The sequence below is a fragment of the Marinobacterium jannaschii DSM 6295 genome (assembly GCF_000620085.1).
Taxonomy (GTDB): domain Bacteria; phylum Pseudomonadota; class Gammaproteobacteria; order Pseudomonadales; family Balneatricaceae; genus Pontibacterium; species Pontibacterium jannaschii.
Map to the genome: position 1 here is coordinate 48017 of NZ_JHVJ01000004.1, position 14724 is coordinate 62740.

The window sequence follows — 14724 nt, forward strand, 5'->3', positions numbered from 1 at the left end:
CTGATCTTCTCAACGGCTTTCAGAAGCCAGTTGCAACAGCTTCAGGTGCAACTGGTTAACGCTTTGCCTAAGATGATACAGATCTCCGCTGTTATCTAAAACCGAATCGGCTTTTTCCAGTCTCTGTTTGCGCGCCATCTGTGCAGCAATAATCGCCCGGACCTGCTGTTCGCTGTTCTGATCTCTGGACGTTGTCCTGCTGACCTGGATCTCCTCAGGCACATCAACCACGATGATATGGTCTACCAATAAGTGCTGGTCAGTTTCCAGCAGCAAAGGAGAAGCGAGGACGGTGTATTCCGATGCAGAACTCTGTAGTTGGGAGATAATACGTTCACGGATCAGGGGATGCAGCAACTGCTCAAGCCACTCACGCTCAGCTGGTTCTGCGAAAACCCTGGCGCGCAGGGCGGCTCGGTTGAGTTCGCCGGACTCAAGCAGTACCTCATTACCAAAGTGAGCCGCGATAGAATCCAGTGCTGATTCTCCGAGTTCGACCACTTCGCGCGCAACGATATCGGCATCGATAATATTGATGCCCAGGGATTCCAGCTGCTGAGATACCGCGCTTTTACCACTACCTATACCGCCGGTCAGGCCTACGATAAACATCAGTTAGAGTCCTATATACCGGAAATAAGCCTGGGTAATATCCTGTCCCCAGATCATCGCGATCCAGCCGGCAATAGCCAGATAAGGGCCAAATGGGATGGGCTTCTGCTGGTCATGGCGCTGAAACAGGATCATCGCGATACCAATAGCGGCACCAACCACGGAAGAGAGCAGTATAATCAGTGGCAGTTGATCGATACCAGCCCAGGCACCCAGTGCCGCCAGTAACTTAAAATCGCCATAACCCATACCTTCCTTGCCGGTGACCAGCTTAAACAGCCAGAAGATACTCCACAGGCTTAGATAGCCAGCCACAGCGCCGAATACCGCCAGATGCAGCGTGGTGAAAAGACCATAACTGTTTGCCAGCAGCCCCAGCCAGAGCAGCGGCAGGGTAATCCGGTCAGGCAGCAGCTGGTGATCGATATCGATTGCCGTCAGACAGATCAGCGCCCAGGTCAGCAGTGTCAGCGTAATGCTAATCTCGTTAAGGCCATAAGTGTAAACAATAAAGCCAACTAGCAGGGCGCTAATCAGCTCAACGATAGGGTAGCGAATTGAAATGCTTGTTTTACAGCCATTGCAGCGTCCCTTCTGCATCAGATAGCTGAACAGCGGAATATTCTCGTACCAGCGGATACTGTGCTGGCAATGGGGGCAGCTGGAACCCGGTACGATCAGATTATAGGGTGTTTGCTGGCTGGCATCAGTGTCATCCAGCTGTGCCTGCCACTCCCGCTGCATCATCACCGGAATGCGGTGGATAACAACGTTAAGGAAACTGCCGATAAGCAGGGCGAAAATAGTACTTAGGCTGATAGCCAGCCAGAGATTGTTTAGGAGAAATTCGAAATACATATATCAGTTCAGAGACTTCTTAGAATATTTGGTCTAAACGGCCGAGCCAAGCTGGAATATTGGTAAGTACATTGCTATTACCAGTCCGCCAACCAAAACGCCTAGTACCACCATAATTAAAGGTTCAAGCAGATCAGATAGGTTATCTACGGCATTGTCGACAGCTTCTTCATAAAAATCAGCTATTTTGGAGAGCATCATATCCAGAGAGCCGGCCTCTTCGCCTATGGCGATCATCTGGGTAGCCATATTGGGAAATACGCCAGTAATAACGGTTGCTGATTGTAGGGACTGACCGGTAGAAACGCCATTTTTTATCTGGAGAATGGCATTCCTATAAACAACATTTCCTGAAGCTCCAGCAGCTGAGTCTAGTGCATCGACTAATGGAACGCCTGCCGCAAAAGTGGTAGCAAGGGTTCTTGCAAAGCGCGCTATCGATGCTTGGTGTAATATGCTTCCAATTACAGGAACTTTTAACATAGTACGATCAACAGAATCGGCGAACTTCTGAGAGCGCTTTTTGGCTTTCGCAAACGCTAGTCCCGCTCCTATGGACGCAGCGAGTCCTATCAACCACCAGTCTTGGGCGAACTCAGATAGTTGCACAACTAGTCGTGTAAATGCGGGTAGGTCGGCTCCGAAACCTTTAAATATTGTCTCAAATTGAGGAACTACTTTGACCAGCAGTATTGCAGATACGAGGATGCCTACTACCAATACTGCCGCTGGGTAGGTCATCGCTTTCTTGATTTTTGCTTTCAGGCTTTCCAGCTTTTCCTTATAGGTTGCAATTCTGTCCAGCATGGTTTCAAGGGCACCAGAATGCTCGCCAGCCTGAACCAGGTTGCAAAACAGCGCATCAAAGTAGTCCGGATATTTGCTTAAAGCCTGTGAAAAATCACTACCGCCATTAACGTCATTGCGGATACCAAGAATCATTTCGCGTAGCTTATCCTTCTCTACGCCGTTGGCAACAATCTCCAGTCCTTGAAGCAGTGGCACGCCAGCCTTCATCATTGTCGACATCTGTCGGGTAAAAAAAGCGATATCAACCGGCTTAACAGCGGCCTTTTTCTTATCAAACAGGGTAAAGCTGCTTTCTCTGTGTACCTTCTTTGGAGTGATGCCTTGCTGTCGAAGTGCCGTTTTTGCCTTGGATATGCTGTCAGCACAAATGCGTCCCTTGCTATTATTACCGCTTTTATCCTTGCCTTCCCACAGAAATTGTAGTTGCTTTTTTTCTTTATTAGCCACAACGGTTTCCTTCAGGTTTTAATAACCCTGTTGATCTCTTCCAGACTGGTAATACCCTGAGCTACCTTGGCACGGGCGGAGTCACTCAGGGTTTTGAATCCCTCCTCCTGAGCGACTCGGAGTATATCCAGAGAGCTGCCATTACCCATAATGATCTCTGACAGGGCTTTAGTGATCTTCATCATCTCGTAGATGCCGACCCGTCCCTTATAGCCGCGATTGCATTTACTGCAACCGATACTATTGGCTTCAAAAAGCTGTAGATCTTTTACCTCATCCTGATTGAATCCCACCTCCAGTAGACTTTCCTTGGGGATGCTAGCTGCTACTTTGCAGCTATTGCAGAGGCGTCGGGCGAGGCGTTGGGCGATAATCAGTGAGACTGAGGATGCAATATTAAAAGCAGGTACCCCCATATTGCGCAAACGGGTCAGGGTTTCGGCGGCACTGTTGGTATGCAGCGTCGATAGCACCATATGACCGGTCTGGGCGGCTTTTATGGCGATCTCGGCCGTTTCCAGATCTCGGATCTCACCCACCATCACAATATCCGGGTCTTGGCGTAGGAAGGAGCGTAGGGCTTCGGCAAAGTTCAGGCCGACCTTAGGGTTTACATGTACCTGGTTGATACCGTCCAGATTGATCTCTACCGGGTCTTCGGCGGTGGAGATATTGCGCTCTTCGGTATTAAGGATATTCAGCCCGGTATAGAGGCTGACGGTTTTACCGCTACCGGTCGGGCCAGTAACCAGAATCATCCCCTGCGGTTTATGCAGGATATCCATATAGAGATCATGCTGTTCCTTATCGAAGCCTAGCGCTTCGATGCCCATTTTTGCACTGGATGGGTCAAGGATACGCAGTACGATCTTTTCCCCCCAAAGGGTAGGTAGAGTGTTGACACGGAAGTCGATTGCCCGGGTCTTGGATATCTTCATCTTGATACGGCCATCTTGAGGAACGCGGCGTTCTGATATATCCATTTGAGACATGACTTTTAAGCGTGCAGCTAGTCGGCCGGAAAGGTTAACCGGTGGTTTGGCGACTTCTTGCAGTATGCCGTCGATGCGGGAACGAATACGGTAGCTTTTCTCATAGGGCTCAAAATGGATATCCGACGCGCCGACCTTGATAGCATCCAGTAGCACTTTATTTACAAAGCGAACAATAGGGGCGTCATTAGCAGAATCAGACTCTTCATCTTCCTCCTTGCTGCCCCCCTGCAGGCTATCATCGATCTCCAGGTTATCAAGATCGGTATCTTCCAAGTCATCCAGTGCGCCTCCTTCCTGGGCTTCAAGGTACTGATCGATAATGCGATGCAGCTTGTCTTCCTCAACGATCACTGCTTCAGTGGTAATCCCGGACTGGAACTTAAATTCATCTAAGGCCTGGATATGGCTTGGGTCCGAAATAGCAACAAAGAGGCGGTTCTCACGCTTAATCAAAGGCAGGGCGCGATGCTTAAGAATCAGCTTCTCATCGATTAGTCCACGGCTGAGGGAATCCAGATTAATAGCATCCAGATCAAGTAGTGGTATGCCAAATTCATCAGCGGCTGCGGCCGCCGCACGGGCGGCACTGACAAGGCGCTGTTCAATGATATAGCTGATAAAGGTTTGCTGATTTTGTCGAGCGCTTTGCGCGGCCTCTGCGGCGACCTCTGTAGAGAATATTCCTTCATTAACCAGCCTCTTGGCCAGCCCACTCAGCGGTTGGAATGACTGCACTTCTGCTCCCTGTATGATCTGTCTGATGATTTGGGTCAAAGTTAAAATAGCATTTGTACAATTGTTTGAAAATGCGGTTATACTGCTAGGCGGTTGGTATCGCGACTGGGGACCAGTAGGACACTGGAGTGATGGCAACTTCAAATACTTAGGGATCTTTTGCTGGAGAACTATCAATGAAAACCGTAGAAAAAAATCAAAAGGGTTTTACCCTGATTGAATTGATGATTGTGGTAGCGATCATCGGTATTCTGGCAGCAATTGCGCTGCCTGCATATCAAGGCTATATCGCACGGGCAAATGGCTCTCAGGCTGTATCTGCGCTGTCTCAATCTAAAGCACTGGTTTCTGAAAACTGGTCTTTAGGTAACGGCGCGTGTACTAATGTAGATACCGGAGCCGGTGGTGACAATAATGGTTGTACAGTACCTGAGGGCGGTGGCGCAGTGCTTGTTAGCGCAAGCTTCGGCGACGGAAGTGCCGCAACAACTGCTACATTGACTGCTACATTCCCTAATGGTTCGGGTACTATCGCGTGGGCTTGTACCGTTAGTAATGCTCTGGCAGCTAATCAAAACTGTACAGCAGCAGCAGAGTAATTGTCAGTGACGCTGTTACATATATAGTACGTTACAGATAACTTAGAACAGCGTTATTTCATTGAAACCGGATATGGGAATTGATTCCTATTTCCGGTTTTTTGTGGTTGATAGATCTTCGAAAGAGTCAGCTATAAGCATAATCTCGCTACAGTGGTAATCATTTGGTGATCGGTTATCATGAAGCTTCTTATGAATGGAAGTACGCTAATTTATGAAACGCACACTTATTATCCTTCTGGTTGCTGCCTGCGTTGGCATAACGATTTACCTTAATAAAAGTAGTGACCAACTTAGCTTGTCGACAAAAAGTGAAGTTGAAAAATCGGTGCTTGGATTACCTACTTTTCCTGCCCGCCCAGTCTGGTGGCAAAACGATTCTGTACTTGCTGTTGGCGTAGTAAAAAAGTCCGATAACCACGACCAAGATGCAGTCACTGTTTGTAAGATTGCTAAAGAGCATGGTGTAACTGATCTGTTGGTAGAGATCTACGATATCGTGGAGATCCAGCAGAACGATAACTGGACCCGGATTGGTAGCGCTAATTGCGCAGCGATGGCCCAATAGATTGGGTCTCAGGCAGTTCAGATACTAAAAAGGCGCTTCGATAAGCGCCTTTTTAGTATCTGTAGGTCAGGTAATACCAATCAACTCTCAATCAATCGCATAGAAAGATCCACGGCCTGCACATGCTTGGTCAGGGCGCCAATCGAGATGTAATCCACACCTGTTTCGGCGATGCTTAGCAGTGTTTCGTCTGTCACGCCGCCGGAGGCTTCCAGTTTGGCTTTACCGGCTACTTCTTCGACGGCGTGGCGCATGTCGGCCAGGCTGAAGTTATCCAGCATAATGATGTCGGCACCGGCATTCAGGGCGGCACGCATCTCTTCCAGGCTTTCTACTTCGATCTCTACCGGTTTGCCGGGTTCGTTGGCTTTAGCGGTGCTGACAGCCTGTTCGATACCGCCACAGGCCATGATGTGGTTTTCTTTGATCAGGAAGGCGTCGTAGAGGCCGATACGGTGGTTGAAGCAGCCGCCGCAGGTCACGGCATATTTCTGGGCGTTACGCAGGTTAGGCAAGGTCTTGCGGGTGTCGAGTAGCTTAACATTGGTGCTGGCGACCATCGCGGCATAGCGGGCGCTTTCAGTGGCTGTGCCGGAGAGGGTCTGCAGGAAGTTCAGGGCGGCGCGCTCAGCGGTGAGTAGGCTGCGGGCGGCACCTTTGGCTATAAACAGTACCTGATCTCGCTCGACTGTGTCGCCATCGGCAACCTGCCACTCTACGATCATCTCCGGATCTACCTGCTTGAAGACTTCGTTGACCCAGTCGACACCACAAATCACTGCTTGCTGGCGACTGATAACACGGGCTACGGCCTGGTTCTCAGCCGGGATCAGCTGGGCAGTGATATCGCCGTCTCCGATATCCTCTTCGAGTGAGTTGCGTACGGTGGTGGCAATATTATGTTTCAGATCGTATTGGGTCAGCATGGTATCAGGTTGTCCGTCCGGGTCTGCAGGGTTGCTATGCGTTTATGCCGGGTGCTCCATAAAACGGTGTTGGGAGCCTGTAGCGGCGCACTGCCAAAGCTAATTCGATGATAAGATGGCGCTTATTCTAGCGAAATTGCCTATGGGCTGATAGAGATGAAGTCAGAGAGATGAGCACTAAGTTTCAGGTTGTAGATGGCTGGGTTCGGGGAGCTCGTTGTTGTGAGTCTCCTAACTTTAACCAGCGGCCGCTGCAGGGCGATATCAGTTTGCTGGTGATCCATAATATCAGCCTTCCGCCGGGGCAGTTTGCCGGCGACGATGTCGAACGTTTCTTCTGCAACCAGCTCGATTTTGACAGCCATCCGTTCTATCAGGAAATTCGAGGTGTTGAGGTGTCGGCACATCTGTTTATCCGCCGTGATGGCGAACTGGTTCAGTTTGTCTCGCTGGACAACAGGGCCTGGCACGCCGGGATGTCAGAGTTTGAGGGCCGTGATCAGTGCAATGATTTCTCGATTGGGATCGAGCTGGAAGGAACTGACAGTCAGTCCTATACAGATCAGCAGTATCAGGTGTTGTCAGTGCTAACCCAGGCAATACAGCATGCATATCCGGAAATCTCGGCTGAGCGTATCACAGGCCATTCGGATATCGCTCCGGGACGAAAGACTGATCCGGGCGAGGCGTTTGACTGGTTACGCTACCGTTCATCACTGAAGTAGATGTCACGGTGTCGGGCGGCTATAAGCAATAATTGTTTTCATTTATAATTTCCTTCCCCTTTTTTGTCTGTGTGAGCTGAACCGATGTCGCTACTGCTGGAAGTTGAAGGTCTGAGCTGTGCCTATCAGGACCATATCATTACCCGTGATATCAGTTTTTCAGTAGCGCCGGGACAGATCGCCTGTTTGCTGGGCCCCAGTGGCTGTGGTAAGACCACGGTGTTGCGGGCGATTGCCGGCTTTGCGCCGGTACGCCAGGGGACTATTGCGCTGGGCGGGCAGATTATCTCCTCTGAGGCAGCGACACTGGCGCCGGAGAAGCGCCAGATGGGCATGGTCTTTCAGGACTATGCGCTGTTTCCCCATCTGAGTGTGGCGGACAATATAGCGTTTGGCCTGAATGGAGTCAGTGCAGCCGAGAAACGCAGTCGGGCAGCCGAGATGCTGAAGCTGGTGCGCTTACCTGATCTGTCAGACCGATATCCCCATGAGCTATCCGGCGGCCAGCAGCAACGTGTGGCGCTGGCACGGGCGCTGGCACCGAAACCGAAGTTATTGTTGATGGATGAGCCGTTCTCGAACCTGGATACCGACCTGCGCCAGCAGTTGTCGCTGGAGGTGCGGGATATCCTGAAGCAGCAGAAGATCGCCGCAATTGTGGTTACCCATGACCAGCAGGAAGCTTTCACCATCGGGGATCAGGTCGGTATTCTCGCCGAAGGTACCCTACAGCAATGGGCACCGCCTCAGGTGCTTTACAACACGCCGATCAATGCGATGGTGGCAGGTTTTGTTGGTAAGGGCGAGTTATTCCGCGGCCAGTGCCTGACGGAAACCCGGGTTGAAACCGAACTGGGTGTACTGGAATTCGCCGAGCCTTTCTGCCTGCCGGTTGGTAAACAGGTTGATCTGTTTATCCGTCCCGGCGATCTGCGTCCTGTGACGGGTGGAGCTGGGGCGGTGGTGCAGTGCAGTGAGTTCCTCGGAGAATCAATTCGTTACTGGCTGCGCCTGGATAATGGTCGTAAGGTTGAGTCGCTCTGCTTCGAGTCCTCGGCCCTGAGTGATGGCGAGCAGGTCGGCGTGCGGGTCGCGGTACATCGGCCAATCGTCTTTGAAGTAGAATGATCCAGTTTTGCGTTGATTAAGAAAGCCGGTATTGCCGGCTTTTTTTGTCTCTTTGGAAAGTGCTGCCGACTAGTTTGCCGATCGGGTAGATGAGATTGTACGGGTCAGCAGGATCACCGGAATAATCCCCACGGCAACGATCAACAGTGCTGCCAGCGCACTCTCTTCCAGCATCTCGTCTGAAGCAAACTGATAGACATAGGTTGCCAGCGTGTCGTAGTTAAAGGGGCGCAGGATCAAGGTGGCTGGCAGTTCTTTCATGCAATCGACAAAGACCACCAATGCAGCGGAGAGTATCCCGCCACGAATCAGAGGCAGGTGTACCTTGATCAATGTCTGCAAGGGTGTCAGTCCCAGTGAGCGTGAGGCCATATCCATACTTGGTGTGACTTTGTTCAGACTGGATTCGATAGCACCGGTCGATACCGCCAGAAAGCGGACCGAGTAGGCAAAGACGATGGCAAAGCTGGTACCACTGAGCAGCAGACCACTGGAGATATCAAAGTGGGCGCGCAGGAAGCTGTCGACACTGTTATCGAAGGCGGCCAGCGGGATAACAACTCCTACTGCCAGTACGGCACCGGGCATGGCATAACCCAGGCTGGAGAAGTTGCTGGCGGCCGTGAGCGAGCGACGCTGGTGCAGGCGCTTGCTGTAGGCCAGCAGCAGGGCGATCAGGATGGTTACCAGTGCAGCGGTGGCTGAGAGATAGAAGCTGTGGCTGGCGTAGGTGAGGAAATCCTCAGTCCAGAGCTGGTCCAGGTGGCGGCTGGCATAGGTCGCCAACAATGAGACTGGAATCAGGAAGCCTAGTAATACCGGCATGGCGCACAGCAGGGTGGCAACCCAGCCTTTGATACCGCTGAGCTGGAAGGTTTCAATCGCCTTATAGCGGTCGCTGGCGTGGAACTGTTTCTGGCGGCGACGGGCAAAGCGCTCCAGCACAATCAGAAGTACCACAAACATCATGGTCAGGCTGGCGATCTGGGCCGAGCCACCCAGGTTGCCCATATTGAGCCAGGTGTCATAGATGCCGGCACTCATGGTTTTGACCGCAAAGTAATCCACGGTGCCGAAATCGTTAATGGTCTCCATCGACACCAGTGCCAGTCCGACTGCGATGGCCGGACGGGCGATCGGCAGTGAGATCCGGAAGAAGCTGGTGGTCGGTGTGCAGCCCAGTAAACGGCTGGCATCGCGCAGGCTGTTACTTTGCTCGAGAAAAGAGGCACGCACCAGCAGGTAGATATAAGGGTAGAGCACCAGCGCCAGCATCAGAGTCGCGCCGCCTAATGTACGGATGTCCGGAAACCAGTAGTCACGTGCACTGCTCCAGCCAAACAGCTCGCGCAGGAAGATCTGCACCGGGCCGGAATACTCCAGCAGGTCGGTATAGACGTAGGCGATCACATAGGCAGGGACTGCGAAGGGCAGCATTAGGGCCCATTCAAAGATTCGCTTGCCGGGAAAGCTGCACATGGTCACCAGCCAGGCAGAAAGCACGCCCATACTGATTGCCAGTACACCGACCCCGGTAATCAGCATCAGGGTGCTGCTGATATAGACCGGCAGTACCGTATCGACCAGATGGCCCCAGATATTTTCGGTGGGGAAGAGGGCGAGGTAGAACACAGACAACACTGGCAAGGCTACCAGGGACGCAACCAGCCAGGTTGAACCGTACCAGTGGATCAGGCTGTCGCCTTTTTCACTCTGATCCATCGGACTACTGCCTAGTGTGCTGGTAGATGTTGTCAAAACCGCGTACCTCAATAACGACGAAAACGGTAGCCGCGAAGCGGACTACCGTTACTGACAAACTAATGGCCTTGCCGGGTAGGGCGAGGTTAGTTGTCGAACTGTACCTGATCAGCCAGTTTGGCTGCTGCCGAGCGCAGTGATGCGATCTGCTTCAGGCTGATATCATCTTCTTTAAATTCGCCCATATGCTCCTTAATCAACGGGGAGCGTTCGGTGTTCGGGCGGACTGGGAATTCGAAGTTAACCTCGGCATAGAGACGCTGGGCTTTTTCGCTGCTGAGGAACTCAATCAGCTTAATCGCCGCTTCTTTATGCGGTGCATAGCGGGTAACACCGGCACCGGAGATATTCATATGGGCACCGCGATCGGTCTGGTTCGGGAAGATCAGGTTGACGGATTCAGCCCATTTGATCTGCTCTGGCTTCTTCTCATTGGTAATCATCTTGCCGAAGTAGTAGGAGTTACCCAGAGCCAGGTCACAGACCCCTTCGTTGATCGCTTTTACCTGAGCCCGGTCGTTACCCTGAGGGCGGCGCGCCAGGTTCTCTTTCAGCGCCAGGGTCCATTGCTTGGCCTCGGCTTCGCCATGGTGGGCGATCATAGAACCAAACAGGGACAGGTTATAGGTGTGCTTGCCACTGCGGGTACAGATACGGCCCTTCCACTTCGGATCGGCCAGGTCTTCGTAGCGACTGATTTCGCCCGCTTTTACCCGCTCTTTGGAGGCGTAGATAATACGTGAACGGGAGGTTAGTCCATACCAGCGGTTCTCCGGATCACGGTATTTGGCCGGGATATTCGCTGCCAGGGTATCGCTGCTGATGGATTGCAGCAGGCCGCGCTCGGATGCATCATACAGCGGTCCTATATCGGAGGTCAGCAGGATATCGGCCGGTGAGTTCTTGCCTTCATGCTTCAGGCGCTCCAGCAGGCCTTTCTTGGAGAAGACCACATTGGCTTTAATGCCGGTCTCTTCGGTAAAGGCATTGAGCAGGGGCTTGATCAGGAAAGCCTGACGGAATGAGTAGATGTTAACTTCATCGGCTGCCTGAGCTACAGGCGCGAGGGTTGCCGCGGTGAGGCTGAGGGCCAGCAGGGCGTTCTTAGCGTATCGCATCATAGTTACAACATTCCGAAGCAGGTTTACAAAGAGTAATGCGAATAATTCTTGTTTGTTCTCAGGCTAAAGTCAATCTTTTCTGAGTTTTATTCTCAATTGCGTTTGCATCATTGATAGAGGTCAAACGAGTCAATAAGCCTGTCATCAGATCAGTGGGAATAGCCGCGCCAGCAGCACAGGCACTGCATTTTCAACCCGCAGGATACGCTGACCAATATGGATCGATGCAAACCCTGCGGCATTGAGCTTCTCGACTTCGTAGGGGATAAAGCCACCCTCAGGGCCGATCGCCAGTGTGGTGTGTTGATCCGATGGTGGCGGGCAGGCCGATGCCCCGTAAGGGTGGGCAATCAGGGCGCGAGTATCAGCGGCAATATCCGGCAGCTCATCCTCGACAAAAGGCTTGAAGCGCTTACGCAGATGAACTTCGGGTATCAGGGTATCGCCAGCCTGTTCCAGTCCCAGCAGCAGCTGCTCTTCGATCGCCCCGGGTTGCAATAAGGGTGTCGACCAGTAGCTTTTATCGACCCGATAGGAGTTGATCAGGTAGATCTGTTTGACGCCCATGGCGGTGATGGTTTGCAGGGTGCGCTTAAGCATCTTGGGACGCGGCAGGGCTAACAGTAATGTCGCAGGTAGCGGTGCGGGAGGCTGTCTCTCCAGCGCGACCTCCAGCGTCACCTGTTGATCGCCGATTGCGGTGACAGTGGCGGTACCGGTCTCGCCGTTCAGCCGGCCAACCCGGAGCTGCTCACCGACTTCGGGCTTATGCACCAGGCTGATATGGGTATAGCGACGGTCACTGAGTCGGGCCGTCGTCGGGGCGATAAAGTCGGCGTCAAACAGCAGGATCAGATTCATATTGCAGCCCGGTGAGAAAAGGGCGTCATTGTAGATCAGAGTTGTGCCAGGGGCGAGGTTGACAGGGGCTGTTTATCAGGACAACAGTCTGTTCGTCTTAGATGAATACAGGTAGCGCTGAAAAGCAGTTAAAATTGACCTGTTCCCTCCTTTCAATCACAAGTGCTTTAGCCATGTTGCTATGAAATGCAGCGCGCTGACAGAGACTCCCTATGCCCGTAAAAACTGATCTGTTAAAGGATTCGATTGGCTCCGTGCTGGTTCGAATGACCCTGCCGATGATGATGGGGATAGTCAGCCTGATGCTGTTCAATATTGCTGATGTCTATTTTGTCGGGCAGCTGGGTACTGCACCACTGGCGGCGCTTGGCTTTACCTTTCCGGTGACGTTCAGTGTGGTCAGTCTGGCGATCGGCCTGGGCATCGGTACCTCGGCGACACTGGCAAAGCTGATTGGTAGTGGTGATCAGGCTCAGGCCAGCTCTCTGTCCAGTGATAATCTGTTATTGGCGGCACTGCTGACACTGCTAATCGCCGCAGGAATGCAATTGCTCAGTGCTCCGCTGTTCACCCTGATGGGAGCGCCGTCCACGTTGTTGGTTACGATTCAGGAATATATGTCAATTTGGCTCTTGGGAGCGGTGTTCCTGGTGGTCAATATGGTGGCAAACAGTTCCATGCGAGCCAGCGGTGATACGAAAACGCCGGCGAAGATAATGGCATTCTCCTCTGTGCTTAACCTGATACTTGATCCGTTACTAATTTTCGGCTGGGGGCCGGTACCGGCGCTGGGCATACAGGGGGCGGCGATAGCCAGTGTCATTGCCTGGGGGATTACCACGCTGATGGCCCTGCATATCCTCTACCATCACAAAAAGCTGCTGATCCTGCAGGCGCTGGAGCTGACGCGTCTGCGCCGTCACTGGCTGAAGGTGATGAAGATCGGTTTACCTGCGGCGCTTTCCAATATGATGACTCCGCTGGCCAGTGGTGTCCTGACAGCGGTTGTTGCCAGTTATGGCGCTGAGGCGGTCGCGGCCTTTGGGGTGGGCACCCGGCTGGAGTCTCTCTCGCTGCTGGCCTGCCTGGCGTTGTCTATGACTCTGCCGCCCTTTATCAGTCAGAACTATGGTGCTGGTCAGACGGCGCGTGTTGCCCGGGCATGGTTGCTGTCGGTGCGCTTTGCCCTGGTTCTGCAGGCCGTGATCTATCTGCTGCTGATATTGTCGGCGGGTACGGTCGCCCGTTTGTTTAGTGATCAGGCTGAGGTGCAGGAGCTGATTCGGCTCTGGATCTGGATTGTGCCGCTGGGCTTTGGTTTTCAGGCGGTGACCTTCCTTTCGGCTTCCAGCTTCAATGCTCTGCATCAGCCCATGCGGGCGATGCGGATCAGCGTGACCCGCCTGTTTCTGCTTTATGTTCCACTGGCCTGGCTGGGTGGTTACCTGGCCGGGTTGCAGGGCATGTTTATCGGCCTGGTGGTGGCGAATATGCTGACTGCAGCAGTGGCCGCCTTCTGGATCAGGCGCCACCTCAATCGCCTGGCGGATTCTGTCGCGACTCAGGAATCGTCATAAGTATCCACAAAGGCTGTCATTGATTGTTCATATCCCGTTTGTAGTCTGAACTGACCCGGCGATAGATCGAGATATCCGGCTGTCAAACTGATCTTAATGATCAGGGTCAGCAGAAATAGCGACCAAAGTTATATTATTTAACTGCGCTGTTGGTATTATGATCAGCTGAGGTCAAGGAACGTACCAATAAAAGATAACAACTACAAAAATACAATTCACAACATATACCTGAAGGGATGTGAATATGAGTCAGAAAATTGCTCTCGTAACAGGTGGTACCGGTGGTCTGGGTACTGCAATTTGTCGCTCGCTGGCTGATGCGGGCTTTAAGGTTGTTGCTGGCTATAACAGCGGCGGTAACCATGAGAAGGCTTTGGCCTGGCAAGAGCAACAGAAAAAGGATGGCTACGATATTCTGGTAGCCTATGGTGATGTGACGAATGCCGACTCTTGTGCCGAGTGTATTAACACGGTGGCTGAAGTTGCCGGCGGCGGCGTGGATATTCTGGTTAACAATGCCGGTATTACCCGCGATGGCCAGTTCAAGAAGATGAGCTGGGAGCAGTGGGACGAAGTCCTGAGTGCAAACCTGGATTCCATGTTCCATATGACCCGCCTGGTGATCAATGGCATGATCGACAAGGGCTGGGGCCGCGTGATCAATATCTCCTCTGTAAATGCCCAGAAAGGCCAGTTTGGTCAGTGTAACTACTCTGCTGCAAAAGCGGGTATCCACGGCTTTACTAAGGCTCTGGCGCAGGAAGTTGCCCGTAAGGGCGTGACAGTTAACACTGTATCTCCGGGCTATATCAAAACCGCTATGGTGGCTAAAATCGCTCAGGAAGTTCAGGATCAGATCTGTTCCGGTATTCCTGTTGGCCGCTTTGGTACCCCTGAAGAGATCGGTCGCACTGTATCCTTCCTGGTTGATGACCAGTCTGGCTACATCACCGGCGCGGACCTTTCCGTCAACGGTGGTCTGCATATGTCCTGATCTGCGG

General features: G+C 52.4%; 14 protein-coding genes. 6 read left to right on the forward strand and 8 right to left on the reverse strand.

The genetic code is table 11. From position 1 onward, the window contains the following. Positions 1-9: 9 nt before the first annotated feature. The 4 genes from coaE to pilB are packed head-to-tail and all read right to left on the reverse strand — an operon-like array spanning position 10 to position 4457. Entirely contained in the window at positions 10-612 is a 603-nt protein-coding gene (gene coaE / locus Q354_RS0101935; RefSeq protein WP_027856142.1) for a dephospho-CoA kinase, read from the reverse strand. Between the two features lie 3 nt (positions 613-615). Further along, entirely contained in the window at positions 616-1470 is an 855-nt protein-coding gene (locus Q354_RS0101940; RefSeq protein WP_027856143.1) for a prepilin peptidase, read from the reverse strand. 33 nt (positions 1471-1503) lie between these two features. Continuing rightward, entirely contained in the window at positions 1504-2727 is a 1224-nt protein-coding gene (locus Q354_RS0101945; protein WP_027856144.1) for a type II secretion system F family protein, read from the reverse strand. A gap of 11 nt (positions 2728-2738) precedes the next feature. Then, complete coding sequence (gene pilB / locus Q354_RS0101950; RefSeq protein WP_027856145.1) at positions 2739-4457, reverse strand: type IV-A pilus assembly ATPase PilB; 1719 nt, start codon at positions 4455-4457, stop codon at positions 2739-2741. 176 nt (positions 4458-4633) lie between these two features. Here pilB and Q354_RS28930 point away from each other — a divergent pair, with 176 nt between their 5' ends. Continuing rightward, positions 4634-5056 carry a pilin gene (locus Q354_RS28930; protein ID WP_027856146.1) on the forward strand — a complete coding sequence of 141 codons (423 nt, stop codon included), beginning with the start codon at positions 4634-4636 and terminating at the stop codon, positions 5054-5056. Positions 5057-5270: 214 nt separating this feature from the next. Continuing rightward, positions 5271-5624 carry a hypothetical protein gene (locus tag Q354_RS0101960; protein WP_027856147.1) on the forward strand — a complete coding sequence of 118 codons (354 nt, stop codon included), beginning with the start codon at positions 5271-5273 and terminating at the stop codon, positions 5622-5624. 80 nt (positions 5625-5704) lie between these two features. Here Q354_RS0101960 and nadC read toward each other — a convergent pair whose 3' ends face one another. After that, complete coding sequence (nadC, locus tag Q354_RS0101965; protein WP_027856148.1) at positions 5705-6550, reverse strand: carboxylating nicotinate-nucleotide diphosphorylase; 846 nt, start codon at positions 6548-6550, stop codon at positions 5705-5707. A 170-nt stretch (positions 6551-6720) separates the two neighbouring features. Here nadC and ampD point away from each other — a divergent pair, with 170 nt between their 5' ends. Continuing rightward, on the forward strand, positions 6721-7275 hold the full coding sequence (gene ampD, locus Q354_RS0101970; RefSeq protein ID WP_027856149.1) for a 1,6-anhydro-N-acetylmuramyl-L-alanine amidase AmpD: 555 nt from the start codon (positions 6721-6723) through the stop codon (positions 7273-7275). Positions 7276-7359: 84 nt separating this feature from the next. After that, the gene (locus tag Q354_RS0101975) at positions 7360-8403 is read left to right on the forward strand and encodes an ABC transporter ATP-binding protein (RefSeq protein WP_027856150.1); all 1044 of its coding nucleotides are present in this window, start codon (positions 7360-7362) and stop codon (positions 8401-8403) included. Between the two features lie 69 nt (positions 8404-8472). Here Q354_RS0101975 and Q354_RS24270 read toward each other — a convergent pair whose 3' ends face one another. The 3 genes from Q354_RS24270 to Q354_RS0101990 all read right to left on the reverse strand — a co-directional run bounded on the left by Q354_RS24270 (position 8473) and on the right by Q354_RS0101990 (position 12146). Beyond that, complete coding sequence (locus Q354_RS24270; protein ID WP_051559814.1) at positions 8473-10125, reverse strand: ABC transporter permease; 1653 nt, start codon at positions 10123-10125, stop codon at positions 8473-8475. A gap of 125 nt (positions 10126-10250) precedes the next feature. Then, on the reverse strand, positions 10251-11285 hold the full coding sequence (locus Q354_RS0101985) for a Fe(3+) ABC transporter substrate-binding protein (RefSeq protein WP_036228295.1): 1035 nt from the start codon (positions 11283-11285) through the stop codon (positions 10251-10253). Positions 11286-11429: 144 nt separating this feature from the next. After that, complete coding sequence (locus tag Q354_RS0101990; RefSeq protein WP_027856152.1) at positions 11430-12146, reverse strand: 16S rRNA (uracil(1498)-N(3))-methyltransferase; 717 nt, start codon at positions 12144-12146, stop codon at positions 11430-11432. 212 nt (positions 12147-12358) lie between these two features. On the opposite strand from Q354_RS0101990, the gene Q354_RS0101995 reads away from it, so the two are divergent. Beyond that, positions 12359-13723, forward strand: a complete 1365-nt coding sequence (locus Q354_RS0101995) for an MATE family efflux transporter (RefSeq protein WP_027856153.1) — start codon at positions 12359-12361, stop codon at positions 13721-13723. Between the two features lie 244 nt (positions 13724-13967). Further along, on the forward strand, positions 13968-14717 hold the full coding sequence (phbB, locus tag Q354_RS0102000) for an acetoacetyl-CoA reductase (protein ID WP_027856154.1): 750 nt from the start codon (positions 13968-13970) through the stop codon (positions 14715-14717). Positions 14718-14724 lie beyond the last annotated feature (7 nt).